Annotated in this window: 24 protein-coding genes; 13 read left to right on the top strand and 11 right to left on the bottom strand. The window is 53.7% G+C overall.

Annotation, left to right across the window (positions count from 1 at the left end):
- Positions 1 to 153: 153 nt before the first annotated feature.
- The 3 genes from ACMGGP_RS09590 to pabB form a co-directional block, all read right to left on the bottom strand.
- Complete coding sequence (locus tag ACMGGP_RS09590) at positions 154 to 1,518, bottom strand: L-serine ammonia-lyase (protein WP_010260538.1); 1,365 nt, start codon at positions 1,516 to 1,518, stop codon at positions 154 to 156.
- A 182-nt stretch (positions 1,519 to 1,700) separates the two neighbouring features.
- Positions 1,701 to 2,264 carry a CoA pyrophosphatase gene (locus ACMGGP_RS09585; RefSeq protein WP_022625545.1) on the bottom strand — a complete coding sequence of 188 codons (564 nt, stop codon included), beginning with the start codon at positions 2,262 to 2,264 and terminating at the stop codon, positions 1,701 to 1,703.
- Positions 2,248 to 3,627 (bottom strand): aminodeoxychorismate synthase component 1, encoded by a 1,380-nt coding sequence (pabB, locus tag ACMGGP_RS09580; RefSeq protein WP_111533873.1) that lies wholly within the window; start codon positions 3,625 to 3,627, stop codon positions 2,248 to 2,250. Before pabB ends, ACMGGP_RS09585 begins: the two co-directional genes overlap by 17 nt.
- Before the next feature lie 110 nt (positions 3,628 to 3,737).
- Here pabB and ACMGGP_RS09575 point away from each other — a divergent pair, with 110 nt between their 5' ends.
- Positions 3,738 to 3,932 carry a YoaH family protein gene (locus tag ACMGGP_RS09575; protein ID WP_010260545.1) on the top strand — a complete coding sequence of 65 codons (195 nt, stop codon included), beginning with the start codon at positions 3,738 to 3,740 and terminating at the stop codon, positions 3,930 to 3,932.
- 11 nt (positions 3,933 to 3,943) lie between these two features.
- Here ACMGGP_RS09575 and ACMGGP_RS09570 read toward each other — a convergent pair whose 3' ends face one another.
- Both ACMGGP_RS09570 and ACMGGP_RS09565 read right to left on the bottom strand, forming a co-directional pair.
- Positions 3,944 to 4,288, bottom strand: a complete 345-nt coding sequence (locus ACMGGP_RS09570) for a RidA family protein (RefSeq protein ID WP_003852699.1) — start codon at positions 4,286 to 4,288, stop codon at positions 3,944 to 3,946.
- 67 nt (positions 4,289 to 4,355) lie between these two features.
- A complete protein-coding gene (locus tag ACMGGP_RS09565; RefSeq protein WP_010260549.1) occupies positions 4,356 to 4,715 on the bottom strand; it encodes a hypothetical protein in 360 nt (119 codons plus the stop codon).
- A gap of 353 nt (positions 4,716 to 5,068) precedes the next feature.
- Between ACMGGP_RS09565 and ACMGGP_RS09560 the strand changes: the two genes are divergently transcribed.
- On the top strand, positions 5,069 to 5,236 hold the full coding sequence (locus ACMGGP_RS09560) for a hypothetical protein (RefSeq protein ID WP_010260551.1): 168 nt from the start codon (positions 5,069 to 5,071) through the stop codon (positions 5,234 to 5,236).
- 382 nt (positions 5,237 to 5,618) lie between these two features.
- Here the strand turns inward: ACMGGP_RS09560 and ACMGGP_RS09555 are convergent, their stop codons facing one another.
- Positions 5,619 to 6,293: an ATP-dependent Clp protease proteolytic subunit gene (locus tag ACMGGP_RS09555; protein ID WP_061703874.1), complete on the bottom strand. Its 675-nt coding sequence runs from the start codon at positions 6,291 to 6,293 to the stop codon at positions 5,619 to 5,621.
- Positions 6,294 to 8,149: 1,856 nt separating this feature from the next.
- On the opposite strand from ACMGGP_RS09555, the gene ACMGGP_RS09550 reads away from it, so the two are divergent.
- The 6 genes from ACMGGP_RS09550 (at position 8,150) to rnd (ending at position 15,552) form a co-directional block, all read left to right on the top strand.
- Positions 8,150 to 8,887, top strand: coding sequence for a carbonic anhydrase (locus ACMGGP_RS09550; protein WP_033769189.1), 738 nt, complete (start codon positions 8,150 to 8,152; stop codon positions 8,885 to 8,887).
- A 242-nt stretch (positions 8,888 to 9,129) separates the two neighbouring features.
- Complete coding sequence (gene yoaA / locus ACMGGP_RS09545) at positions 9,130 to 11,046, top strand: DNA repair helicase YoaA (protein WP_010260556.1); 1,917 nt, start codon at positions 9,130 to 9,132, stop codon at positions 11,044 to 11,046.
- A gap of 44 nt (positions 11,047 to 11,090) precedes the next feature.
- The gene (gene tsaB, locus ACMGGP_RS09540; RefSeq protein WP_010670759.1) at positions 11,091 to 11,789 is read left to right on the top strand and encodes a tRNA (adenosine(37)-N6)-threonylcarbamoyltransferase complex dimerization subunit type 1 TsaB; all 699 of its coding nucleotides are present in this window, start codon (positions 11,091 to 11,093) and stop codon (positions 11,787 to 11,789) included.
- A gap of 60 nt (positions 11,790 to 11,849) precedes the next feature.
- Complete coding sequence (locus ACMGGP_RS09535; protein ID WP_010260563.1) at positions 11,850 to 12,446, top strand: Slp family lipoprotein; 597 nt, start codon at positions 11,850 to 11,852, stop codon at positions 12,444 to 12,446.
- Between the two features lie 209 nt (positions 12,447 to 12,655).
- On the top strand, positions 12,656 to 14,332 hold the full coding sequence (gene fadD / locus ACMGGP_RS09530; RefSeq protein ID WP_010260565.1) for a long-chain-fatty-acid--CoA ligase FadD: 1,677 nt from the start codon (positions 12,656 to 12,658) through the stop codon (positions 14,330 to 14,332).
- Positions 14,333 to 14,430: 98 nt separating this feature from the next.
- On the top strand, positions 14,431 to 15,552 hold the full coding sequence (gene rnd, locus ACMGGP_RS09525) for a ribonuclease D (protein ID WP_498798387.1): 1,122 nt from the start codon (positions 14,431 to 14,433) through the stop codon (positions 15,550 to 15,552).
- A 53-nt stretch (positions 15,553 to 15,605) separates the two neighbouring features.
- Here the strand turns inward: rnd and minE are convergent, their stop codons facing one another.
- Genes minE through minC form a run of 3 tightly spaced genes read right to left on the bottom strand, consistent with a single transcriptional unit; the run spans position 15,606 to position 17,432 of the window.
- Entirely contained in the window at positions 15,606 to 15,875 is a 270-nt protein-coding gene (minE, locus tag ACMGGP_RS09520) for a cell division topological specificity factor MinE (protein ID WP_008925314.1), read from the bottom strand.
- Positions 15,876 to 15,878: 3 nt separating this feature from the next.
- A complete protein-coding gene (gene minD, locus ACMGGP_RS09515) occupies positions 15,879 to 16,691 on the bottom strand; it encodes a septum site-determining protein MinD (RefSeq protein WP_010260569.1) in 813 nt (270 codons plus the stop codon).
- Between the two features lie 33 nt (positions 16,692 to 16,724).
- The gene (gene minC / locus ACMGGP_RS09510) at positions 16,725 to 17,432 is read right to left on the bottom strand and encodes a septum site-determining protein MinC (protein ID WP_010260571.1); all 708 of its coding nucleotides are present in this window, start codon (positions 17,430 to 17,432) and stop codon (positions 16,725 to 16,727) included.
- Between the two features lie 164 nt (positions 17,433 to 17,596).
- On the opposite strand from minC, the gene ACMGGP_RS09505 reads away from it, so the two are divergent.
- From ACMGGP_RS09505 to ycgN, 3 genes are all read left to right on the top strand, one after another.
- Entirely contained in the window at positions 17,597 to 17,863 is a 267-nt protein-coding gene (locus ACMGGP_RS09505) for a YcgL domain-containing protein (RefSeq protein ID WP_250524815.1), read from the top strand.
- A gap of 316 nt (positions 17,864 to 18,179) precedes the next feature.
- Complete coding sequence (locus ACMGGP_RS09500; RefSeq protein WP_010260576.1) at positions 18,180 to 18,839, top strand: fumarylacetoacetate hydrolase family protein; 660 nt, start codon at positions 18,180 to 18,182, stop codon at positions 18,837 to 18,839.
- A gap of 65 nt (positions 18,840 to 18,904) precedes the next feature.
- On the top strand, positions 18,905 to 19,351 hold the full coding sequence (gene ycgN / locus ACMGGP_RS09495; RefSeq protein WP_010260578.1) for a cysteine cluster protein YcgN: 447 nt from the start codon (positions 18,905 to 18,907) through the stop codon (positions 19,349 to 19,351).
- A 632-nt stretch (positions 19,352 to 19,983) separates the two neighbouring features.
- On the opposite strand, the gene dsbB is transcribed toward ycgN, so the two are convergent.
- Positions 19,984 to 20,514 carry a disulfide bond formation protein DsbB gene (gene dsbB, locus ACMGGP_RS09490; RefSeq protein ID WP_010260580.1) on the bottom strand — a complete coding sequence of 177 codons (531 nt, stop codon included), beginning with the start codon at positions 20,512 to 20,514 and terminating at the stop codon, positions 19,984 to 19,986.
- A 483-nt stretch (positions 20,515 to 20,997) separates the two neighbouring features.
- Between dsbB and fadR the strand changes: the two genes are divergently transcribed.
- Complete coding sequence (gene fadR, locus ACMGGP_RS09485; RefSeq protein ID WP_010670276.1) at positions 20,998 to 21,717, top strand: fatty acid metabolism transcriptional regulator FadR; 720 nt, start codon at positions 20,998 to 21,000, stop codon at positions 21,715 to 21,717.
- A 40-nt stretch (positions 21,718 to 21,757) separates the two neighbouring features.
- Here the strand turns inward: fadR and ACMGGP_RS09480 are convergent, their stop codons facing one another.
- Positions 21,758 to 23,293, bottom strand: coding sequence for a SpoVR family protein (locus ACMGGP_RS09480; RefSeq protein WP_498798386.1), 1,536 nt, complete (start codon positions 23,291 to 23,293; stop codon positions 21,758 to 21,760).
- A gap of 504 nt (positions 23,294 to 23,797) precedes the next feature.
- Here ACMGGP_RS09480 and ACMGGP_RS09475 point away from each other — a divergent pair.
- The gene (locus ACMGGP_RS09475; protein ID WP_266093969.1) at positions 23,798 to 25,099 is read left to right on the top strand and encodes a D-amino acid dehydrogenase; all 1,302 of its coding nucleotides are present in this window, start codon (positions 23,798 to 23,800) and stop codon (positions 25,097 to 25,099) included.

Below are 25,099 nucleotides of genomic sequence, written 5' to 3'. Positions count from 1 at the left end.
CATTGAGGCCGGAATGCAGAAAAGCGGGTCTGGAAAGTTGCGTAAGCCGGACGGCTGCGCGGAAATCACTCTACCGGTTAAACCTGCGCTGAGATAGCGCAGGATGCGGATTTTATTACGTTTGCACGTTTTTTAATCAGTTAATCGTTTCGCTTAATCACACTGAACTTTAATCGCCAGACCGCCACGCGAAGTTTCACGATATTTGGCGTTCATATCTTTGCCGGTTTCATACATTGTCTCGATAACCTTATCCAGCGAGACGCGGGGTTCGCTGGTGCGCCTAAGTGCCATGCGCGCCGCATTAATCGCTTTAACCGAGGCGATAGCATTGCGCTCAATGCAGGGCACCTGAACCTGACCGGCTACCGGGTCACAGGTCAGACCAAGGTTATGTTCCATGCCGATTTCAGCCGCCACGCAGACCTGCTCCGGACTGCCGCCCAGCAGTTCAGCCAGACCGGCCGCCGCCATAGAACAGGCGACACCCACTTCACCCTGACAGCCCACTTCCGCGCCTGAAATAGAGGCGTTCATTTTGTACAGCACGCCGATGGCGCCAGAGGCGAGGAAATAGCGCAGGAAAATGTCGGGTGTCACCGGCTCAATGAAGTGATCGTAGTAAGCCAGCACCGCAGGCACGATACCGCAGGCACCGTTAGTTGGCGCAGTCACCACGCGGCCTCCCGCGGCGTTCTCTTCGTTAACGGCCAGCGCATACATATTGATCCAGTCGATTACAATCATCGGATCGCTGGAGTGCTTGTCAGAGGAGGTCAGCAGACGACGCAGGGAGGCGGCACGACGCGGCACGCGCAGTGGCCCTGGCAACACGCCTTCGGTATTCAGACCGCGATCGATACAGGCCTGCATCGTCTGCCAGATGTTAGTGAAATAGGCATGGATCTCATCGCGGCTGTGCAGCGCCAGCTCATTTTTCATCACCAGACCTGAGAGTGACAGGCCGGTTTCACGACAGTGAGCCAGCAGATCTTTGGCGGAGTGGAACGGCCAGGGCACAGAGACTTCATCCAGTGCCGACTGTCCGAAATGCTCTTCATCAACAATGAAACCGCCGCCAACGGAGTAATAGGTTTTTGACAGGATCAGCAGGTCACCCGCAAACGCGAGCAGGCGCAGGCCATTTTCATGCAGCGAAAGGTTCTCACTGCGAAATACCATGCCGCCTTCGCGCGGGAAATCCACTTCGTGTGCGCCTTTCGCCAGCAGCAGTCGCTCACGCTGCTCAACATCTTTAATAAAGGCGGGGATCGCATCGATATCCACCGTATCCGGCGATTCACCCGCCAGACCCATAATAATGGCGATATCAGTGTGGTGGCCTTTGCCGGTCAGAGAGAGAGAACCGTAAACATCCACGGCGATCCGGGTGACCTCCTGCAGCTTTTCCTGTTCGCACAGCAAATCCACAAACTGTTTACCTGCTTTCATCGGGCCGACAGTATGCGAACTTGAGGGGCCGATGCCCACTTTGAACATGTCAAAAACACTAATCACAGGTGACACTCCTCACAATTATTCTCAGTCTGCCGGGGCAGTTTATGGCGCCCATAGTAATGGTCATGCACCAGGAAAGAGCAGCTTTTCGCATGAAATAAACTTATCAAAACTTATAGAAAAAATTATAGTGCAGCGCGCCAGTAACCTGACGGGCCGGAGAGAGAAAAACGAGAAAGGTTTCAGAATGCGATCTGAGCACTCAGTGATCGGATAATACCCGCGGTCATGCCCCACACCAGATAATCCTGATAGCGCGACAGCCAGACCGGGTGGCGAACGCCAGCCCGATGCACCTCCAGCGCGCTGTAGCGGCTGAGCTGCAAAGCCTCGGCCAGCGGCATCTCAAAGGCGCTGCTCACCTCATCCGGATTAATCGTTAACCGCAGATCGGCCGGAATGATCCCCAGTACCGGCGTCACCTGAAAGCCGGTGCTGCTGGTCACGGCGGGCAGTGCGCCTAATACCTCGACCTGATGCGGCTCAATGCCAACCTCTTCCTGTGCTTCACGCAGTGCTGTGGCGATGAGCGATGCGTCAGTGTCATCCTGCATCCCGCCGGGAAAAGCGACCTGTCCGGCATGTTTGCGCAGGGCGTGTGAGCGCTGCGTCAGCAACAGACCGGGTTCAGGCCGTGCCACAATCGGCACCAGCACCGCCGCATGGCGCCCGGATAGCAATTGTGTGCTGCGGGCTGGCTGCTGCAACAGAAAACGGCTGCGGAAATCATCAAGCGTCAGGGCCAACTGAACCTCCGGTTTGTTCCAGTGCCGGTAAGATCCGGCTGACTTTATCGAGTGTTTCCTGATACTCCGCTTCGGGATCGCTGTCTGCAACAAGCCCGCCGCCCGCCGCACAGTAGAGCTGCTGACCTTCAGCGATCAGCGTGCGAATGGTGATGCTGGTATCCATCCGGCCACACAGGCTGAGATAACCGATGCTGCCGCACCAGGCATTGCGCCGCTGCGGCTCCAGTTCATCAATAATCTCCATCGCCCGAATCTTGGGCGCACCGGTAATCGAGCCGCCCGGAAAACAGGCGCGCAGCAGATCGGTGGCCTGCAGGGTATCAGGCAGCTGCGCCCGCACCGTGCTCACCAGGTGGTGTACGGCGGGGAAGGGTTCAACCACAAAAAGTTCAGGCACCGTGACCGAACCGGGTAGCGCCACGCGGCCAATATCGTTGCGCAGCAAATCGACAATCATCAGGTTTTCGGCCCGATCTTTTTCTGCATGGCGCAGCGACTCAGCCTGTTGCGCATCAGCAATCGGATCGTCACAGCGTGGCCGGGTACCTTTGATCGGTCGTGTTTCGATCTGCTTATTATTCAGCGACAGAAAGCGCTCCGGCGACAGGCTGAGGATCGCGCTCTCCGGCAGACGCAGAAAAGCGCTGAACGGCGCGCGGTTAGCCGCATTGAGTATACTGAACGCCTGCCACTCATCACCCTGGTAACCGGCCTGAAAGCGCTGCGCCAGATTAACCTGATAACAGTCACCCGCCTGAATATAGGCCTGAACCGCCGCAAAACGCGCAGCGTAATCTGCATAGCTCAGGTTGGAGCGCCAGCGGCTGGTCAGTGAAAAGGGCACGGCCTCGCGCGCCGGCCATTGCGCCAGCCAGGCGGCGCGTTCTTCCGCGTTCTTTAACGCCACCAGCGTCAGGGTCTGCTGATGATGATCGGCAATCAATGCCCAGTCATAGATACCCACCGCCATGTCAGGCGTGGTGAGATCGGCTGCGGCCTGCTGAGGCAGGGACTCAAACCGGCGGCCCAGATCATAACCAAACAGGCCCAGCGCACCGCCCTGAAACGGCAGGGCATCGCTGGCAGCCGGCGTCACGCCCAGCGCATCACACTGCTGCTGCACCAGCAGCAGGGGATCGGCGGTTGATTCGGTCGTGCCGGTCGGGTCGCTGAGGGTAGTCATCGCACCGCGGGTCACCAGGGTGGCGCGGGGATCGGCAGTCAGAATATCAAAGCGGTTGTCGCTGTGGTTCGCCTGCGCGGAGGAGAGCAGCATCGCCCAGGGCAGATGGGCAATCGGGGCAAAACGCTGAATCAGCGCATCCGGGGTATAATCAAGACTGAGGGTTTCAACAATCATCGGGCAGAGAAATCAGAGAGCAAAGAGGCGGTCAGACTGCCATATTTTTTCCTGACTGGCACCTGTTAGTTCCGCGTGGGATACTGTCTGCCCCAACGCAGGAGTGAAACATGTTTATAGGAATACCGGCTCTCTCTCATGAGCAGCAGCAGCAGGCCGTCGAACGTATTCAGGAATTGATGGCGGGAGGTTTGTCGAGCGGTGAAGCGATCACCCAGGTGGCGCAGGAGATCCGACAAAATTTCAAGGGCGAACGGATTCGGGCGCTATTCGAAGACGAAGATGAAGAAAACGAAGAGGAATAACGCCCGGCGTTTTAACGTGCAGCGATAATTTTAATTTCGATTTTGTACTTCGGATTCAACAGACCGGCCTGTACCGTGCAGCGCACCGGCGCATTACCTGGAGAGACCCATGCGTCCCATGCGCGGTTCATCGCAGGGAAATCGGCCTTATCCACCAGAAACAGTGTCGCATCAAGGATTTTGCTTTTATCGCTACCGAGCCGTGTCAGAATCGCATCAATCACTGCCAGCGCATTGGCTGTCTGCGCTTCTGCGTCGGCATCCAGATTCTCAGGCACACTGGTGTAATAGATCGTGTCGTTGTGGATCACGGCTTCGGACATACGGTGTTCTGGGTCAATGCGGGTAATACTCATCGGTTTCTCCCTGGTTAATTGCGCATTAGCCTGGCACACTCCCGACATCGCTGTCACCCCTTACGCTTTACAGGCAGCGCTCAACAATCGCCTGTCTGTCCGCCATCACCTGAGGCGCCATCCGGAAAGTCGTGAAATATTTCACCTCAGCCCCTTTTCGGCGGGGCGACACATCCGCAAAAATCGAATCTTCCCAGGTAAAAACGCTGATCTCGCTGCCGTTGGGCTGGGTGTGGGTGGTGTTATCTCTGGCAATGACGCTGGTGGTGGACCAGCCGCGATAAATACAGTCGCTGAGCTGAGGGACGGTGCGGGTGCTTTGACCCTGAAAAACAGGCTGCTGCAGACGAGCCTGATCAGGCGTGGGTGCCTGGCAGCCGCAGAGCAGCAGCACGCCAGCCAGAGAGCCGATGCGGAAACAGTTCATACATTCCTCCGCCTGAGTCAGGCAGTCGGGTTAAGGCCATCTGTTTAACACCGCCTGAACGGCTGCAATGTTAAACCAGTCTCAGCACGTCAGCCTACGGGTGCCACATCCCAACGGTAAGCTGATTTAATCATTATAATCCGCGCGTTTGTTTACTCGCTGCGTTCCTCTGCATTTGCTAACTGCATCACACTGTCTGCATCATGATAATGAGCCGCGGACGTTGTCACTGTTGCAGCCCTGCTGCACTAAAGCAGCATAAAGCGTCGAAAGAGCGGGAGAAGTGAGGGCACGCGCGGCATAAAAATGTTATAAAACAGCAGATAAATCGCGCTACGGATGAGGATTCAGGCATGGCGAATACGCAGTATCTTTTTTGGGTGATGGTCGGCGCACTGACGCTGCTGTTTATTGTGGTTTCGGCATTTGTTGGATTGTCCCGTGGCAGTAAGCAGGGCTTTATTACCTTCGCTATTCTGTTCATCGTTATGCTGGCGGGCGCGTTGTACGTCCGCTTATAAGCAGGTCGCAACAGCAGCGTCGCCAATAATCGTGATATCAGGTCACCAGCCAGAAACAGATAAACGCCCTGTACCAGAATGAGCCGTATCTGGCTGAGCGGCCTGCTTTATCTCGCGCTTTTTATCTGGCCAGTGTTGAATCAACCCTGCTATTGCTGCTCAAAAAACTCACCATGCAAGGGTAGCGCTTACTGCGAAAATCCACCGTGATATTGATGGTGAGATCCTGCGGCGTCCCATCTGAACGTCGTCTGCATTATGTTCTTCTCTGGATTACCCGCTAACGGCTCGATATGTCTCCCCGCCAGCACGCCCATCTGTCCAGGCGGCGCATATCTGATAAAAAGTATTCGTCCAGCAGGCATGATTAACGTTATTTTTGCTAGCCGCTGGCCTCTGAAGTGAAAATGTAATAAGCGATATCAGCGGGGGCGATTCCTTCAACACGTTTTTGTGCAATACCCTGTTTTACAGATTCTGGAAAACGCAGGTAAATACGGTTGTCTTCACTGAATAAGGCTTTATCTATCTCTATCCCGTCATCTTTGAAACAGGATGCATAGGTGTCCCTGAATATTTTACTGACATTATCGATATCTCTGCTGAGTAAAATGACTTCATTTTTTTTCAGATAGTTGCTCTGAATGTTTTGACTCGCTGCAGGGTGGATTAAAAATGTTGCGCTGGGTAATGTTTCCCTTTGCGCCCCTGAGCAATAAATCAGGGTAGCCGCCGAACCCGTCATTGCGGCATTGATGGTTTTTATCGGAATCCTTGACCCCCTGACGGCCTGGCCGCCCATATAGCCAGCTTCCATGTCGCCGCCAAAGCTGTTTATATAAAGCGATATTTCTTTTACAGCGGGGTAACTTGCATTAATATCATCGATGCCTGCCATCAATTCTGCCACTTTAGTGCCATTAACCTCGCCAATGTAAACGATTTTTGCCGATTTTATCTCTTGCGCTTTCAGGGTGTTATTTATCACCACTGACGTTTTTGCTATGCAGCAAGCGGAAGTGACGCCCAATAATAGAAAAGTGAAATAACGCACCATAAAAACTCCATTTAAGGGTGTGACGCTGTCAGTTTAAGGATCAGTAATGTTTAAAAAGAAAATAGCCCGTTGTAACTTCCAGGGTGATGATATAGAAGATAAGTACGATGAATATCAATAATAAACTCGCTCTGGCGTAGTTTTTCTTTGAACGTTTAGTCCTTCGGTTTAAGGACCAGTAAAGCAGCATGAAAAGATTTAATACGGGTATGCCGGTTAAAATTAATGTGACAATCCAATCCCATAGGGAGACATCATCGACGTGTTGATTATTTTCCACAGTGTTTTTTACGCTATGTGAGTGGTGGAGTAACGACGTTAACTGCTACGACGTGCAGATCATTTCCTGACAGCTGACGAGTTTTTATTGATTCGCTGAGGATAAACGTCAGACCAGTCTGGTTGTTCGCCGGACATAATCGCGCGCCGCTGTGCAGGGCTGATCCCCTGGTTTATATGCGGCATGACAGGTTCACTATGTTGACCAACTGGGTTAAGTTTGACCTCATCGTTGGTAACGCAACCGCTCAGCGTCAGAATCACTAAGCTATATCGGGGTAATTTTGGGAACAATGATATTTCTCCTTATTGATTTAATTGTGTCCTGACTGACAGATGGATGCAACAGGGCAGCAACAGCCAGATTACATCCCACTTAACTTATAATATAAAACCCCACTTCATTTACATTAACGGATATCTTTAGCGAGATAGTCTTAAACGGCCTTTTAAAGAGGACGGATGCCGTGAGGCATGGTTTCTATTGTGATGTGACTCATCCGGCGACAAGTTTTTATTGCCTGTGAGAGATAACAGAATTCCTGAATTTTAATTACCTCGCTACCATCTGTTAAGTCAGCGTGGCTGCATCAGAGGAAATATTCAATCCGCTAATGCTCACAGATTACGTTTAAATTCTGTCTCTTTTATATCAGGGATTTTCTCTTATAACAACAGAACGATGTTTAATGCTATTCCTGTTGAGTTTTTATTTGATGTTACCTTTCTTTGTGCATGATTGTGCTTTGAATCGCATCATTAAATTTTCGTGTCCCTATATTATAGGTAGTTAAGTTCCGGCCTTTTATTCATTAAACGAGTAAGAGGTTTTTTTGAAAGCACAGTTTTTTCAGCGGCGAATTATCAAACCCGCTATCCGACTGACGTCAATGATAACGCGGCTGGAGGAGACGAATGGGCATCCGATTAACCGGTACGCTATCAGCACCGGCTGTGACGCAAGGCTGTTTCACGCAGTGGCGAAGCAGAGTCTGCGGCAGCGCCCGCATTTCTGATATCTTTTGCGAGCCTTGCAAAACAGATGGCAGGAGTAAGCTACACTCAAAGGGCATAGCAAAATTGCTATCTGACACCGGAGGAAATTATGTCTGAACGCCCTGATTACGATGAGCCGCTGCCCGATGACGCTGAGATTTATCCTGAAGATGAGGAAGAAGATGAAGAAAAGGAACCATTAGAAAAGGATGTCTAGCGTCACCTGCATAATCTTTTATGACGCGTTATCGCGTTGCACCGCAAAACCGCCTGCGTGCAGTTTTGCGGTTTCTTACGTCGCCTGAATTTAGTGCAAAATTTCCCTCCCGGCTCGTTTCGACAATCAAAATGATAAATACAGGAAAATGAAACTCTTTTATTCAGAGAGATTGATATCAACCCTTTCCTGAAATGCTTAAAAACGTCACATTGTGATGTTTGTTAATTAAATTAACATTGATTGTAATTATAAACTCTTTATTCGTTCTGATTTTGATTTAACGCATTTTGTCACCTTGCTGATTCAGTAGTCAGCGGAATAGTATCCCTGCCGCAAATAAGCTTATAAAGCAGGGATAAAAATGAAATTACCAAAAATGTTAAGTCTGGTTGTGGCGCTTTCTACCCTCAACGTAGCCGGTGCGGCGGAACCGCACTGGACGTACGAAGGCAAAGCTGGCCCGGAACACTGGAGCGAACTGACCAGCGACTTCCACATCTGTCACGAAGGTAAGTCCCAGTCGCCAATCAATATTAAAGATCCGATTGAGGGGCATTTACAGGCACTCGATCTGGCCTACCATACGTCGGCTGAGAAGGTGATCAACAATGGCCACACGATTCAGGTGACCGTTGATGAAGAAGATGATTTTGTACTGGATCGGGAAAAGTTCACGCTGCGTCAGTATCACTTCCATACGCCGAGTGAGAACCAGATCAATGGGCACACCTTTCCCCTTGAAGCCCACTTTGTACACAGCAAAGAGGATGGCGATCTGGCCGTGGTCGCGGTGATGTTTAAGGTCGGTAAAGAGAATCCGGCGCTGGCACCGTTGATCGACGCTATGCCGAAACAGGAAAACCAGCAGGTAACCATTAATCGCCAGGTAAACTTACGCGATCTCTTCCCGGAAGATCTGCACTATTATCGTTTCAGCGGCTCCCTGACGACGCCGCCCTGCAGCGAAGGGATTCGCTGGCTGGTGCTGAAACAGCCGGTTTCGCTCTCTCAGGCGCAGCTCGACGCCTTTAAACAGGCGCTGAAAACCACCAATAATCGTCCGTTGCAGCATCTCAATGGGCGCATGATTGTAGAGTAGTCACAGCGATTTCTGCTGCCTTTCGCGGTGCAACTTTTCCATCAGGAATCCCGGTGCTGCGAGCGCTTCTCTTCAGGCGGCCACCTGCCGCCTTTTTCCCATCTTTCAGACGCGATCCTGAGCCACTGGTTGCCACACTCCCAACGGCTAAAAATAGATAAGCTATTGATAATTATCAATTTTGCTTTGTTGATCCAATACTGACATAATTACAGTGTTTTTGCCGTTCTTAGTGAGGGTATGTGGCAGACGATTTTGCAGTGGATGGCGCGCTGGCGCTGGCGATCGCAGGCTTTAAGCCGCGTGAAGCACAGCGTGAGATGGCGCAGGCGGTATCTGAAGCCGTAAAACAGCAGGGTGAACTGGTGGTCGAGGCCGGTACCGGCACCGGAAAAACCTATGCCTACCTGGCTCCCGCTCTGCGGGCCGGTAAAAAAGTGATTGTCTCCACCGGATCCAAGGCGCTGCAGGATCAGCTCTATGGCCGCGATCTGCCTACGATGATCAAGGCGCTGGATTTCAAAGGTAAAACGGCCTTGCTGAAAGGACGCTCCAACTACCTTTGCCTGGAACGCATGGAACAGCAATCGATGGCGGGCGGCGATCTCACCGCGCAGGGGCTGACGGATCTGGTGACGCTGCGCAGCTGGTCATCGCAGACGGAAGATGGCGACATCAGCAGCTGTGCGGGCGTGACCGAAGACAGCCCGGTCTGGCCGCTGGTCACCAGCACCAACGATAACTGCCTCGGCACTGACTGCCCGCGCTATAAAGAGTGCTTTGTGGTCAAAGCGCGTAAGCGCGCGATGGACGCCGATGTGGTGGTCGTGAACCACCATCTCTTTCTTGCCGATCTGGTGGTGAAAGAGGGCGGCTTTGGCGAACTTATTCCCGAAGCTGATGTGATGATCTTCGATGAAGCCCATCAGCTGCCCGATATCGCCAGTCAGTATTTTGGTCAGCAGCTCTCCAGCCGCCAGTTACTCGATCTCGCCAAAGATATTATTACCGCCTACCGCACCGAGGTGCGTGATGCTCAGCAGCTGCAGAAATCCGCTGACCGCCTGGCGCAGTGCGCGCAGGATTTTCGCCTGTCATTAGGCGATCCCGGCTATCGCGGTAACCTGCGTGAACTGCTGAGCGATAACAACATCCTGCGGATGTTTACGCTGCTGGATGATGCGCTTGAGCTCTGTTACGACGTTATCAAACTCTCACTGGGCCGTTCAGCCCTGCTGGATGCCGCCTTTGAGCGCGCCGCGCTCTACCGTGGCCGGTTAAAACGGCTGCGGGCGATTAACGAGCCGGGCTACAGCTACTGGTATGAATGTACCTCACGTCACTTTATCCTGGCGCTGACGCCGCTCTCGGTGGCAGAACGCTTCCGTGAAGTAATGGATAATCGTAAGGCTGCCTGGATCTTCACCTCAGCCACCCTGGCGGTGGATGAGAAAATGGCACACTTCGCCGAACGGCTGGGTGTGAATGCAGCAAAAAGCCTGATTCTGAACAGCCCGTTCGATTTTGCGAAGCAGGCGCTGCTCTGCGTTCCGCGCAATCTGCCTGAGCCTAACCGTCCGGGTGGTGCACGCCAACTGGCCGCAATGATGAAGCCGCTGATTGATGCTAATAAAGGCCGCTGTTTCTTTCTCTGCACGTCGCATCTGATGATGCGTGAGCTGGCAGCAGAATTTCGCGCCTCAATGACGCTGCCCGTGCTGGTGCAGGGTGAAACCAGCAAGGGTCAGTTGCTGAAACAGTTCATCGATAAGGGCAATGCCCTGCTGGTGGCGACCAGCAGTTTCTGGGAAGGCGTGGATGTACGGGGTGATGCGCTGTCGCTGGTGATCATCGATAAACTGCCGTTCACCTCACCGGAAGATCCGCTGTTGAAAGCCAGAATGGAAGATTGCCGGATTCGTGGCGGCGATCCCTTTACGGATGTGCAGCTGCCGGATGCGGTGATCACCCTGAAGCAGGGCGTGGGACGTTTAATCCGCGATACCGACGATCGTGGCGTACTGGTGATTTGCGATCAGCGTCTGGTTTCTCGTCCTTATGGCGCGCTGTTTCTCAATAGCCTGCCGCCGACGCCGCGCACCCGGGACATTGCCCGCGCCATCGCCTTTATCCGCCAGCAACCCGAACCAGACGCGTAATTTTATGCTAAGATGCGCGCCGTTTTCTTTCTTCTGAGGTAGTCATGTCAGCCCGAATTTTAGCGCTGGATACGGCGACAGAAGCCTGTTCAGCCGCCTTGCTGAATCAGCAACAGATTGATGCCCGATTCGAAATTGCCCCGCGCGATCACACCCAGCGTATTTTACCGCTGATTGAAGAGCTACTGCTGGCACAGCAGCTGGAACTGACCGATCTGGACGCGCTCGCCTTTGGTCGCGGCCCTGGCAGTTTTACCGGCGTGCGGATTGGCATTGGTATTGCGCAGGGACTGGCACTGGGCGCTTCACTGCCGATGATCGCGATTTCCACGCTGGCCACGCTGGCGGAAGGCGCGTGGCGTCTGCACGGTGCTACCCGCGTATTAACCGCTATTGATGCGCGGATGGGCGAGGTCTACTGGGCCGAATATCAGCGTGATGAACAGGGTGCCTGGCAGGGTGAGGCCAGCGAAAGCGTGCTGTCGCCCGAAGCGGCACTGGCCCGGATGCAGGCGCTCTCTGGCGAATGGATGACCGCAGGCACCGGATGGCAGGCTTATCCTGCCCTGCAGCAGGGACACGAACTTACCCTGAACGCCAGTGACGTTACGCTGCCCGCTGCAGAAGATATGCTGCCGCTGGCGACCCTTGCGCTGGCGCAGGGGAAGACGCTGCTGCCGGAAACGGCGGAGCCCACTTATCTGCGTAATGAAGTCGCCTGGAAAAAATTACCTGGCCGGTAAAATGCACGCAACTTATTGTTATGCGTCCAGTCTAACTCTTTACCTAACGGGAGAACGTCTATGTCGTCAATGTGTGGTAAAGGGCTTTCAGGTCTGCTGCTGACCTGTGTACTGGCGTTAACCGGTTGTGTCTCAATTCCTGACACGCTGCAGGGCAGCTCACCTCAGCCGCAGCAGGATCTGTTGCGGGTCATGAGCAATCCTTCGCTCTTTGTCGGGCAGGAATCTCGCTTTGGCGGCAAGGTAGTGAATGTCACTAACCTGAACGGCAAAACCCGGCTTGAGATTGCTGCGCAGCCGCTGGATGATAGCGCCAGACCGCGTCTGGGTGCGGCCTCGGTCGGTCGGATTTATGCCGATATCCGCGGTTTTGTTGATCCGGTGGATGTAAGAAACCAGTATGTGACGGTGCTGGGTACCCTTAAGGGGACAGAGCAGGGCAAAATTGGCGAGGCAGATTACAAATTTGCGGTCATCGATGTGCGCGGTTATCAGCGCTGGCGACTTACCCAGCAGGTGACAGCTCCACCTCAGCCGATGGATCCCTGGATCTGGTATGGTCCGACCCGCCATCGCGGTGGATACTGGGGCCCGAATCCCTACTGGGGAATGATGAACAGTGGACCGGCAGAGGTGCAGACCATTCTGACTGAGTAAGTGCAAAAAACATTTAAGTATCAGCCCGGTCGCGGTGCTCGCTGCCGGGCTTTTTATTTGCCTGTTTTATCAGCACGAAATTTAGTGATGCACTTCGCAACCTCAACATGCCAAAACAGGCAAACTGGTACAATCAGTTAAAATATTGTTAACAAACCAGATTGGCTGAGGCAGCGATGGAAATACAACATAATTATCGGGGTGGATCCTTGAATAAGGTTTGGCTGAAACGCTACCCGGCAGATGTGCCTGCCGAAATAAGTGCAGATCGTTACACCTCGCTTGTGGATCTGTTTGAGCAGGCCGCAAAACGCTACGCCGATCAACCCGCGTTCCTGAACATGGGTCAGAAGATGAGTTATCGTCAGCTGGAAGAGAAGAGCCGCGCTTTTGCCGCCTATCTTCAGCAACAGCTGGGCCTGAAAGCGGGTGACCGTGTGGCGCTGATGATGCCGAATTTACTGCAGTATCCGGTGGCCCTGTTTGGTGTGCTGCGTGCGGGTATGGTGGTGGTCAATGTGAATCCGCTCTATACGCCGCGCGAACTGCAGCATCAGCTCAATGACAGTGGGGCCAGTGCGATTGTCATTGTCTCGAATTTTGCGCACACGCTGGAAAAAGTGGTGGCGAAAACCGCTGTGCGGCACGTCATCCTGACCCGGATGGGCGATCAGCTGGCGCCAATAAAAGCGACGCTGGTTAACTTTGTCGTTAAGTATGTGAAGAAGCTGGTGCCCAAATACCATCTGCCGGGGGCAATCTCATTTCGCCACGTACTGGAAGTCGGCGAAACGCTCAATTATCAACGCCCGACGGTCTCCAATGACGATCTCGCCTTCCTGCAATACACCGGTGGCACCACTGGCGTGGCCAAAGGGGCGATGCTGACCCATCGCAACATGCAGGCGAATCTTGAGCAGACCCGCGCGACCTACGGCAAGGTGCTGCGTGACGGTAAAGAGTGTGTCGTCACCGCGCTGCCGCTTTATCACATCTTCGCCTTAACGGTGAATGGCCTGCTGTTCCTGGAGCTGGGCGGTCAGAATCTGTTGATCACCAATCCGCGCGATATTCCCGGCTTTGTTAAAGAGCTGGGGAAATTTCCGTTTACCGCCATTACTGGCGTGAATACGCTGTTTAACGCGCTACTCAACGATGAGCAGTTTAATAAACTCGATTTTTCAACGCTGCGCCTTTCCGCCGGTGGCGGAATGGCGGTGCAGAAAGTGGTGGCCGAGCGCTGGGAAAAACTGACCGGACACTATCTGCTGGAAGGCTATGGCCTGACAGAGTGTTCTCCGCTGGTGTCGGTCAATCCCTATGACATCAGCTGTCATACCGGCAGTATCGGTCTGCCGGTGCCCTCGACCGATGTGCTGATTCTGGATGACGACGGCAATGAAGTTCCTCCGGGTGAACCGGGCGAACTTTGCATCAGCGGCCCGCAGGTGATGCTGGGCTACTGGCAGCATCCGGAAGCGACAGCGGAAGTGCTGAAAAATGGCTGGCTCCACAGCGGTGATATTGTTACCGTTGACCAGGAAGGCTTTATTCGCATCGTTGACCGCAAAAAAGATATGATTCTGGTATCAGGTTTTAATGTCTATCCGAATGAAATCGAAGACGTGCTGATGCAGCATCCTAAAGTGCGTGAAGCCGCGGCTATCGGTGTGCCCAGCGATCTTTCTGGCGAAGCGGTAAAAGTCTGCATCGTGAAAAAAGATGCATCGCTCACCAAAGAAGAGGTGCTCGATCACTGTCGCCGTCAGCTGACCGGTTACAAGGTGCCGAAAATCATTGAGTTTCGTGATGAGTTGCCTAAAACCAACGTCGGCAAGATCCTGCGGCGTGAGCTGCGCGACGAGGCGAAACCCGGCGCGAGCTGAATCCGGGCAGAAATTGAGGTTGAACGCCGGCATGTCCGGCGTTTTTATTGTTTTTAACATGGAGCGCCGCGCGTTGTTGGCTGCGGTGAAAATCAGACGTGAACTATTCCCTTATCGACCAGGATGATCAACTGGCAGACGTGTGTCAGAAAGCGCGCCAGCACGCGGCGGTGGCCCTGGATACCGAATTTGTCCGCACCCGCACTTACTACCCTCAGCTTGGCCTGATCCAGCTGTTCGACGATCGGCAACTGGTACTGATTGACCCGCTGAATATCCGTGACTGGTCACCCTTTATTGCCTTGCTGACCGACACCCGCGTCACCAAATTCCTGCATGCCGGGGGTGAAGATCTGGAAGTCTTCCTGCACCGTTTCGGCGTGCTGCCGACACCCATGATCGATACCCAGATTCTGGCGGCATTCTCTGGCCAGCCGCTCTCCTGGGGTTTTGCCTCAATGGTGGCGCATTTCACTCAGGTCGAACTCGATAAAAGTGAATCACGCACGGACTGGCTGGCACGCCCTCTGACCCAGCGTCAGTGCGAGTATGCGGCGGCGGACGTTCACTATCTGTTGCCAATTGCGCGTCAGCTGATGATCAATACGGAAGAGGCCGGCAATATGTCGGCGGCACTCAGTGAGTGCGATAACCTGTGTCAGCGTCGTCTGGATAGCCTGTCGCCGGATGAAGCCTGGCGGGATATTACCAATGCCTGGCAGTTACGTCCGCGTCAGCTGGCGGCGTTACAGCGACTGGCGGCCTGGCGTCTGAAGGTGGCGCGTGAAAAAGATATGGCCGTTAACTTTGTGGTGCGCGAAGAGCACCTGTGGAAAGTGGCGCGCTTTATGCCCGGCTCGCTGGGCGAGCTGGATCATCTGGGGCTGTCAGGCCACGAAATTCGTTTCCACGGCAAAGCGCTGGTGGCGCTGGTGACAGAAGCTGAGGCGCTTGATGAGAGTGAACTGCCGGCTCCGCTGGGCAATCTGATTGACCATCCGCACTACAAGCCAGTGTTTAAAGCGATGAAAGCGCTGGTGCAGCAGGTGAGCGAGCAGAGTGGATTCAGTCAGGAGCTACTGGCGTCACGACGTCAGATTAATCAGGTATTAAGTCAGCACTGGGGCCTGAAGCCGCAGGGACGTCAGCCGGAGTTACTCACCGGATGGCGGGGCGAACTGCTGAAACCCGGCATTGAGGAGATTCTGGCGGGTTGTTAACCGGTTAAATTTCCCCTGCCAGAGCGCAGGGGAAATTCAGCAAACGGTCAGCGTCATTTAGTCACTTCATCCGTCTCCGGCAGCGTCACGTTCAGCTCCAGAATCGAGATATCATCACCTTTCTGGTCGAGCTGAACCGTTACCATTTCTGGATCGATCTTCACATATCTGCAAATCACTTCCAGAATGTCGCGCTTAAGTTGCGGAAGATAGTGGGGCTCACTGTCGCCCCTTCTCCGTTCTGCCACGATAATCTGCAGCCTTTCCTTGGCTATATTGGCAGTGTTCTTCTTCCGGGATAAAAAGAAATCAAGTAATGCCATGGTTTATCCCCCGAACAGGCGTTTCAGGAAACCCTTCTTCTCTTCTTCGATAAAGCGGAAGGGGCGTACTTCACCGAGCAACCGTTCAACGGTATCGGCATAGGCTTTGCCAGCATCAGATTCGCCGTCAAGAATCACCGGTTCGCCCTGGTTAGAGGCACGTAACACCGATTGATCTTCAGGGATCACGCCGACCAGAGGAATGCGCAGGATCTCCAGCACATCTTCCATGCTCAGCATATCGCCACGGTTCACCCGGCCAGGGTTATAGCGGGTCAGCAGCAGATGCTCCTTCACCGGGTCCTGACTGTTTTCAGCGCGACGGGATTTGGATGAGATGATGCCGAGGATGCGGTCGGAGTCGCGGACAGAAGAGACTTCCGGGTTGGTGGTAATAATGGCTTCATCGGCAAAGTAGAGCGCCATCAGTGCGCCCGTTTCAATCCCTGCCGGTGAGTCACAGACGATGAAATCGAACTCCATCTTAGCCAAATCGTTCAGAACTTTTTCAACACCCTCACGGGTCAGCGCATCTTTATCACGGGTCTGCGACGCAGGCAGAATGTAGAGCTGCTCCGTGCGTTTGTCGCGAATCAGCGCCTGGTTCAGTGTGGCATCGCCCTGGATTACATTAACAAAGTCGTAGACCACACGGCGCTCACAGCCCATGATCAAATCCAGGTTACGCAGACCGATATCAAAATCGATCACAACTGTCTTTTTGCCTTTCTGCGCTAAACCGGTGGCGATGGCCGCGCTTGACGTGGTCTTACCAACGCCCCCTTTACCGGATGTAACTACAATAATGCGTGCCATAAATGTTGATTTCCTTAACAAAAGAAAAGGGGCCTAATTAAGTGTCTGGATAGTCAGCGCGCCATCCTGCAGGCACAGGCGCGCAGCTTTACCAAAAAATTCTTGCGGGATCTGATCCATGATCCAGTACTCTCCGGCAATCGAGACCAGCTCGGCAGCCAGGTTGGTACAAAAAATCTGGCAGTTGCGGTCACCGCTGGCACCCGCCAGGGCGCGACCGCGCATCATGCCGTAAATGTGAATATTGCCATCGGCGACCAGTTCAGCGCCGGCGCTGACGCTGCTGGTGATGATCAAATCGGCATCACGCGCATAAATCTGCTGGCCCGAGCGCACCGGGGTGTTCACGATGCGGGTTTTCGTTGCTACCGTTTCGGTTACAGCCGGCAGAGGTTCAGGTATCGGCTGCGGCGCGGCGGCTTGCGGTCTGGCCTCTTTACCTTCTGCCAGCACGGGCAGGCCGGCACGGGCGATCATACGTTTCAGCGCTTCGTCTTTGCAGCCGCTTACGCCGACAATGCGTAAACCGGTGGCGAGAACCGCCTGTTGCAACAGTTTCCAGTTAACATCGGCACTTAATGTCGAGACGTTAAGTACCACCGGCGCGTTTTTCAGGAAATCTGGAGCCTGGTCAATCTTGTCCTGGAGTGCCTTGCGAATCACCGCAGGGTCATGGTGATGCAAATGGACGACAGACAGGGTGAAACTGCTACCTTTGAATTCGATTGGCGTTTGCGACATCTGTCCCGACTCAGTCCTGTTTTCACTACCGAAAGCCTGGCGATGATAAAATCATCGTTGAAGCGCTAACGGTGAATATTCGAAGTTCTGCAAGCATGTTATAGTTACAGCTATATTCAGACAAGCCTCAACGCCGGTTAATTCGAGTAAAAAATATGTTTTGTGTGATCTACAGAAGCCCGTTACGTGACCAGACTTATCTCTATGTTGAAAAAAAGGACGATTTCTCGCGCGTTCCGGAAGAATTGCTGAAAGGCTTTGGCAAGCCGCAGCTGGCGATGGTGCTTAAGCTGGCGGGGCGGGACAGGCTGGCTAATGCGGATATCAATAAAGTTAAGCAGGGATTGAGCGAGCAGGGCTATTATTTACAGCTCCCTCCGCCGATTGAAAGTCTCCTCAACATTCATTTACAGGCCGATAAAAAACTTTAACTCGGATTCTTCTGTAAATATAAATCCTGTCGGTGCGATCCTGGCAGGATAATATTGCCCTGATGCTGCGCAAAATTAACGGTGCAGCTTATCTGTTTAACCCCTTTTTAAATTCCCTGCTCAATTTTTTCTCCCGATTTGTACGATTATTCAGCGCTTCAACCCCTGCATTTACGCTTTCTGACAAATTACGCACCCCGGACCGTTAAAAGGATCTTAATATCACGCTATGAGGTTGGCATTTCGATCAACGCATGAGCAAACATCAACCCGCCAGCAGCGCTGGCATCACACCTAACCTGAACAGGGGATGAGCATGTATCAGCATCGTAACTGGCAAGGCGCTCTGTTAGATTTTCCGGTCAGCAAAGTGGTTTGCGTCGGGAGTAATTATGCAAAGCACATTAAAGAGATGGGCAGCGCAACCCCAACCGAACCGGTGATCTTTATCAAGCCGGAAACGGCGCTGTGTGATTTGCGTCAGCCGCTCTCTATTCCCGACGCGTTTGGCGAGGTCCATCATGAAGTTGAACTGGCGGTGCTGATCGGCGCGACACTGAAGCAGGCGACCGATGCGCATGTGGCTAAGGCGATTGCAGGTTATGGCGTGGCGCTGGATCTGACACTGCGTGACCTGCAGGCCGGGCTGAAAAAAGCGGGCCAGCCGTGGGAAAAATCCAAAGGCTTTGATAACGCCTGTCCTGTCTCCGGTTTTATCCCGGTGACGGAATTCAGTGGCGATCCGCAGAACGTCGAGCTTAAATTGCTGGTGAACGGTGAAGTGCGTCAGCACGGCAACACCGAAGACATGATTCATAAAATCCTGCCGCTGATTGCCCATATGAGCCACTACTTTACGCTGCGTGCAGGCGATGTGATTCTGACCGGTACGCCAGAAGGGGTAGGCCCGATGCGCTCGGGTGATCAGCTGGAAGTTTCACTGGCGGGTCACGGCATCAGCACGCGCGTACTCTAAAAACTTGCATCACCGCCGCATAGGCTTTATAAGGTGCGGTTTAGGCACAATCCGGACAAATCATCATGACTGACACCCCTTTCTGGCAACAAAAACGCCTGGCACAAATGAGCGATGAGGAATGGGAATCCTTGTGTGATGGTTGTGGGCAGTGTTGCCTGAACAAATTGCAGGACGCCGACACCGATGAGATCTACTTCACCAATGTCGCCTGTGATCAGCTCAATATTAAAACCTGCCAGTGCCGTAACTATGAGCGCCGCTTCGAGCTTGAAGAGGATTGCATCAAGTTAACGCGCGAAAATCTGACGACCTTCAACTGGCTGCCGCGCACCTGCGCCTACCGGCTGCTGGGTGAGGGCAAAGATTTACCAGTATGGCATCCGCTGCGGGCCGGTTCGAAAACAGCGATGCATGCGCAGCGTATTTCGGTGCGGTATATTGCGGTGCGTGAGAGTGAAGTGCGGGACTGGGAAGATCACATCATTGATCGCCCCGATCGCAACGGCTGAGTGCCGCGCTATCAATCGGAACAGAAAAAAGGCTGCCAGTGGCATAATGCTGGTCAGTTAAGCGACAGGTGATAACGCAGTCTGGTCCCGGGCAGGGGCTGGCGGTCCTCGCGCCGCTGCGCGGTTCCTTCACTTCATTCCTCTGCCTGACGGACCGCCGGGGATGGCACATCCTGTGCCGCCCCGCCTTTCGCCCGCGTCCTGCGGGCTCTCCTGGCAGACTCATTCTGTTCAGCGCTGCGGATTGCCTGCCCCAGCCCGGCCCCGGCCTGCTCTGAAACTTCAGTGTGTATTGTTAAAAAGGGCACGAGAGTGGAGGCCTGAGCGCCTCTGCTGCTGAAAGGGCTATCCGCAGCGCTGAGGCGTGACGGTGGGCCAGAAGTCCACGCCGGGAAGCGTGGACAGTTCGGGGCCGGCCAGGGAGGCCCGATCCCCGAACGGTTCGTCGGCACGCCGTCAAAGCCGAAGGTACCGCGTGAGCGGCGCGAGGACGGCCCGGCAGCAGCAGAGGTGCGCTGGCCCGCACTGCGGCTCGCTCGCCCGGAAAAAAAGCTGCCACGTCTGACCGTGACAGCCTTTACAACTCTAATCTTAACTGACCAGCATTATGCCAGTGGCAGCCTTATTTGATCTCAGCGACCAAAGAGATCGCGGCGTTTAGGTTTCAGCGGCTGGGCTATCAGCACCAGCGCCGCGACCAGCAGATAACCGGCGAACACCACAATCATCCACTGCGGCATGCTGAGCGTCAGGAAAGTCCAGCTGCGTTCTGCACAGTCACCGCTGGCAAGAAACACCGACGGCAGCCACTTATCCAGCGGTAAGCCGCTGGGGAAGCGAGCAGCAAAATCACAGGTGGTGAAGGGGTTAGGGTGCAGCTGAATCATGGTATGTTCATAAGAGAGACGCAGACCTTCCCAGGCACTGTAGATCCACAACGCCAGCGCCGCCAGACGCAACGGCGATTTTGGCGCAATCGCACCAACCAGACCCGCGCCCAGCACACCAAACAGCGCATTGCGCTCATAAATACACATCACGCAGGGCTTCAGGCCCATTACGTGCTGAAAAAAGAGTGCTGTTAATTCCAGTGCAAGTGCAGTCAGTGCCAGTAGTAACCAGGCTCCGCGACCACGTGAGCATTGATTCAGATATCGCAACATATTGCATTCCCTGTAAACGTTAATGCCACGCAGTGTAAACCAAAAGCGTTTGCAAACCAGCCAGGGACAGGGAAAAATCGTGTGCAAACATGACCTGATTCTGATCCAGAGCAGGTTAAATGAGGATAAGCCAGACCTTATCTGCAGAACGCCGATCAGTGAAGAGCGGGGAGATCCGCAGCGGCGACAGAGGCGATCGCATGCGGCAGGAGGCGAAACGGCAGGCGCGGGTTATATGCTGTCAAAGTCCTGCGCTTTCAGGGTGGCTGAACGCTGACACTCAGCGGTGCTGTGGCACGCGCCATTTCAGCGCAGAAAGCCATTCAGCCCGCCCGTGATCCCGAAGCCGCTGATACTGCGGTCAGCCATGCTGAAATATGCGCCTGCGCCCGGTTTTAATGGTTACGCAGGCTATATCCGCTATAGGGCGTCTGGTATGATGAGTGCCCATCATGATTAGAAAAGCAACGAGAACACATTGCTATGGTTATAAAGGCTCAGAGTCCAGCGGGATTTGCTGAAGAGTATATTATTGAAAGCATCTGGAACAGTCGCTTTCCGCCAGGGTCGATTCTTCCTGCTGAGCGTGAGCTTTCTGAATTGATTGGGGTGACGCGCACCACCTTGCGTGAAGTGCTGCAGCGCCTGGCGCGCGATGGCTGGCTGACTATTCAGCACGGTAAACCGACGCGGGTGAACGATTTCTGGGAGACGTCCGGCCTGAATATTCTGGAAACGCTGGCCCGTCTCGATCACGACAGCGTTCCGGTGCTGATCGACAACCTGCTGTCGGTACGCAGCAACATTTCATCGATCTTTATCAGCCGGGCGCTGCGCCATCATCCGGACAAAGCACGCGAAGTGCTGGAAACGGTCAGCGCGGCTGCCGATCAGGCTGATGCCTATACCGAGCTCGACTACCGGGTGTTCCGCGGTCTGGCGTTTGCGTCAGGTAACCCGATTTACGGTCTGATCCTGAATGGCCTGAAAGGGCTCTATACCCGCGTTGGCCGCCACTACTTCTCTAATCCGGAAGCCCGTCAGGTCGCGCGCGATTTCTATCTGAAACTGCTGGAACTGTGCGACAAAGAGCCCGGACAGGATGAGATTGTGGACGTGGTGCGCAACTACGGCCGCCGCAGCGGTGAAATCTGGCACAGTATGCAGAAGAATCTGCCCGACGATCTCGGCAGTAAGCGTTAAAAAAACCGGACATCGCGTCCGGTTTTTTGTTTTTATCCCATCAGAGTGATGAACCGCGTGGTGGATTACGATCCAGCAGCTCTACGCTGCCATCCTCGTTCTGCTGTTCCAGAATCACATCAAATCCCCACAGACGATGCACATGTTTCAGCACCTCGCGACGGCTCTTATCCAGTGGCGTGCGGCTCTGCGGCACATAACGCAGGGTCAGCGAACGGTCACCGCGCAGATCGACGTTATAGACCTGAATATTCGGTTCGAGATTACTCAGGTTGTACTGCGCAGAGAGCTGCTGGCGAATTGCCCGGTAGCCCGCCTCATCGTGGATCGCGGCGATTTCGAGATAATTGTTGCGGTCATCATCCAGTACAGTAAACAGACGGAAATCACGCATGACTTTCGGCGACAGGAACTGGCTGATAAAACTCTCATCCTTGAACTCGCGCATCGCAAAATGCAGCGTTTCCAGCCAGTCGGAACCGGCGATATCCGGGAACCAGTAGCGATCCTCCTCGGTCGGCGACTGACAGATACGCTTGATATCCTGCATCATCGCGAACCCTAAAGCATAGGGGTTGATGCCGTTATACCACTGACTGTTATAGGGCGGCTGAAACACGACGTTGGTGTGGCTGTGCAGGAACTCCATCATAAAGCGTTCCGACACTTTGCCTTCATCATAGAGGTGATTGAGGATGGTGTAGTGCCAGAATGTTGCCCAGCCTTCATTCATTACCTGGGTCTGTTTCTGCGGATAGAAATACTGGCTCACCTTGCGCACAATACGCAGGATCTCACGCTGCCATGACTCCAGCAGCGGGGCGTTTTTCTCCATAAAATAGAGCAGGTTTTCCTGCGGCTCAGAGGGGTAGCGCACGGCTTCAAAGGTCACGGCCTCTTTCTCACGTCGTGGCAGCGTTCGCCACAGGGTGTTCACCTGACTTTGCAGATACTCTTCACGGCTTTTCTGCCGCGCCTTCTCCTCCTGCAGAGAGATTTTCTGCGGGCGCTTATAGCGATCGACGCCATAATTCATTAAGGCATGGCAGGAGTCGAGCAGCCGCTCTACCTCTTCGACGCCATAGCGCTCTTCGCAGTCACTGATATAGTTTTTGGCAAATAACAGGTAATCGACAATCGACCCGGCATCCGTCCAGCTGCGGAACAGATAGTTATTTTTAAAGAAAGAGTTGTGGCCATAGCAGGCATGCGCCATCACCAGCGCCTGCATGGTCATGGTGTTCTCTTCCATCAGGTAGGCGATGCAGGGATTGGAGTTGATGACAATCTCATAGGCCAGACCCTGCTGACCATGCTTATAGCGCTGCTCGGTCTCGATAAACTTTTTGCCGAATGACCAGTGTGAATAGTTGATTGGCATGCCGACGCTGGAGTAGGCATCCATCATCTGTTCAGAGGTAATCACTTCGATTTGGTGCGGGTAGGTATCAAGCCGGTAGAGTTTAGCCACCCGGTCGTTCTCGGCTAAGTAGACATCAAGCAGTTCGAATGTCCAGTCTGGTCCGTCATTGAGTCGTTTGCTGTCTCTGATGGCTTCGTCAAAGATTGTCGTCATAGCGCACCTCTTTTTTGCAAACCGGCTGACCCGAAAGACAACCCGTTCTGGTTATTTAAGGCTTCATCCTGAAAAAGGGAACCCGAAAAAAACTGAGCGAACACAACAATGATAGCCCACTGTCGCTTATCCGAAATGCGAACTCAAACGAATTCTTTGGCACAAAATCATTAAGAGTGGTGCGGCAGAGAATTTAACAGCCTTTAATACTAGCCTTATTATAAATTGCGGAATCAAATCCCGTTTATAAGCGGAATGTATGGGGTTGAATGAATCTCCTGCAACAGGCAGATTTAACTGCCTTCGTTGTCATTTATTTCTGTGTTTAAGGATTAAGACGCATAAAGCGCTGAAATTGGCCGTGCGACAAGATTTTAGTTACCTGAAAAGTAAAAAAGATGTGAAATGGATGGTGAAATTCTGTGGTGGTGTCTGCTGTGTAAATCCGCTGACTATCATCAGTTGAACAGTGAATTATGCTTTTACAGGTCGGGTGGGGGAGCTATGCACGTTGTAATTCTTGGAAGTGGTGTGGTCGGGGTGGCAAGTGCCTGGTATCTGGCACGTGCCGGACATCAGGTGACGGTCATTGATCGTCAGCCCGCCGCAGCGATGGAGACCAGTGCAGGGAATGCCGGTCAGATCTCTCCGGGTTATGCCGCACCCTGGGCGGCGCCCGGCGTGCCATTGAAAGCGGTGAAGTGGATGTTTCAGCGTCACGCGCCGCTGGCTATCCGGCTGGATGGCAGTGGTTTTCAGCTGGAGTGGATGTGGCACATGCTGCGCAACTGCGACATCAATCACTATCAGCAGAACAAAAGCCGCATGGTGCGGATTGCCGAATATAGCCGTGACTGTCTGAAAGCGTTGCGCAGTGAAACCGGCATCGCCTATGAGGGCCGTCAGGGCGGGACGCTGCAACTGTTCCGTACCCAGCAGCAGTTCGACAGCGCCAGCAAAGATATTGCGGTGCTGCGCGACGCGGGTGTGCCCTATGAGCTGCTGCAGGCGCATGAACTGTCTCGCATTGAACCGGCACTGGCGGCAACCCAGCATAAACTCACCGGCGGATTACGCCTGCCCAATGATGAAACCGGCGACTGTCAGCTCTTTACTCAGCGGTTGGCAAAAATGGCCGAAGAGGCGGGCGTGGTCTTCCGCTTTAATACTCCGGTCGACCACCTGCTGCGCGATGGCAATCGCATCTATGGCGTGAAGTGCGGTGATGAGATCATCAAGGCGGACAGCTATGTGGTGGCGTTTGGTTCCTACTCGACCGCGCTGTTAAAAAATGTCATCGATATTCCGGTCTATCCGCTGAAAGGCTATTCACTCACTATTCCGATTAAAAATCCTGATGCCGCACCGGTTTCAACTATCCTGGATGAGACCTACAAAGTGGCGGTGACGCGGTTTGACGATCGTATTCGTGTCGGCGGGATGGCGGAAATTGTTGGTTTTAACACCAAACTCACCGAAGCGCGGCGGGAAACGCTGGAGATGGTGGTCAGTGATCTCTATCCTGAAGGCGGTCATCTCGCGCAGGCGAGTTTCTGGACCGGTCTGCGTCCGATGACGCCAGACGGTACGCCGATTGTGGGCGCCACACCGATCTCTAATCTCTGGCTCAATACCGGTCACGGTACGCTGGGCTGGACGATGGCGTGTGGTTCTGGTCAGTTGCTGGCCGATCTCATCTCCGGTAAAAAGCCGGCCATTGCGGCGGATGACTTAGCGGTGTTCCGCTACTTACCCGGTTTCGCGGCGACCTCATCGCCGCTGCGTAACGCCAACGCAACTCGTTAA

The sequence above is a fragment of the Curtobacterium sp. BNK-1 genome (assembly GCF_048685235.1).
Classification (GTDB): domain Bacteria; phylum Pseudomonadota; class Gammaproteobacteria; order Enterobacterales; family Enterobacteriaceae; genus Pantoea; species Pantoea agglomerans.
This window is presented reverse-complemented; position numbering and strand designations above follow the sequence as displayed.

Bases quoted from the DNA above. Each gene is read 5' to 3' on its own strand.
- pabB (WP_111533873.1), bottom strand. From the start codon at position 3,627: ATGATTGTTGAAACCCTCAGTCTTGATTATACCCCGGATGCGCTGATT.
- ACMGGP_RS09575 (WP_010260545.1), top strand. From the start codon at position 3,738: ATGTTTATAGGAATACCGGCTCTCTCTCATGAGCAGCAGCAGCAGGCC.
- ACMGGP_RS09570 (WP_003852699.1), bottom strand. From the start codon at position 4,288: ATGAGTATTACCCGCATTGACCCAGAACACCGTATGTCCGAAGCCGTG.
- ACMGGP_RS09565 (WP_010260549.1), bottom strand. From the start codon at position 4,715: ATGAACTGTTTCCGCATCGGCTCTCTGGCTGGCGTGCTGCTGCTCTGC.
- ACMGGP_RS09560 (WP_010260551.1), top strand. From the start codon at position 5,069: ATGGCGAATACGCAGTATCTTTTTTGGGTGATGGTCGGCGCACTGACG.
- ACMGGP_RS09555 (WP_061703874.1), bottom strand. From the start codon at position 6,293: ATGGTGCGTTATTTCACTTTTCTATTATTGGGCGTCACTTCCGCTTGC.
- ACMGGP_RS09550 (WP_033769189.1), top strand. From the start codon at position 8,150: ATGAAATTACCAAAAATGTTAAGTCTGGTTGTGGCGCTTTCTACCCTC.
- tsaB (WP_010670759.1), top strand. From the start codon at position 11,091: ATGTCAGCCCGAATTTTAGCGCTGGATACGGCGACAGAAGCCTGTTCA.
- ACMGGP_RS09535 (WP_010260563.1), top strand. From the start codon at position 11,850: ATGTCGTCAATGTGTGGTAAAGGGCTTTCAGGTCTGCTGCTGACCTGT.
- minE (WP_008925314.1), bottom strand. From the start codon at position 15,875: ATGGCATTACTTGATTTCTTTTTATCCCGGAAGAAGAACACTGCCAAT.
- minD (WP_010260569.1), bottom strand. From the start codon at position 16,691: ATGGCACGCATTATTGTAGTTACATCCGGTAAAGGGGGCGTTGGTAAG.
- minC (WP_010260571.1), bottom strand. From the start codon at position 17,432: ATGTCGCAAACGCCAATCGAATTCAAAGGTAGCAGTTTCACCCTGTCT.
- ACMGGP_RS09500 (WP_010260576.1), top strand. From the start codon at position 18,180: ATGTATCAGCATCGTAACTGGCAAGGCGCTCTGTTAGATTTTCCGGTC.
- ycgN (WP_010260578.1), top strand. From the start codon at position 18,905: ATGACTGACACCCCTTTCTGGCAACAAAAACGCCTGGCACAAATGAGC.
- dsbB (WP_010260580.1), bottom strand. From the start codon at position 20,514: ATGTTGCGATATCTGAATCAATGCTCACGTGGTCGCGGAGCCTGGTTA.
- fadR (WP_010670276.1), top strand. From the start codon at position 20,998: ATGGTTATAAAGGCTCAGAGTCCAGCGGGATTTGCTGAAGAGTATATT.
- ACMGGP_RS09480 (WP_498798386.1), bottom strand. From the start codon at position 23,293: ATGACGACAATCTTTGACGAAGCCATCAGAGACAGCAAACGACTCAAT.
- ACMGGP_RS09475 (WP_266093969.1), top strand. From the start codon at position 23,798: ATGCACGTTGTAATTCTTGGAAGTGGTGTGGTCGGGGTGGCAAGTGCC.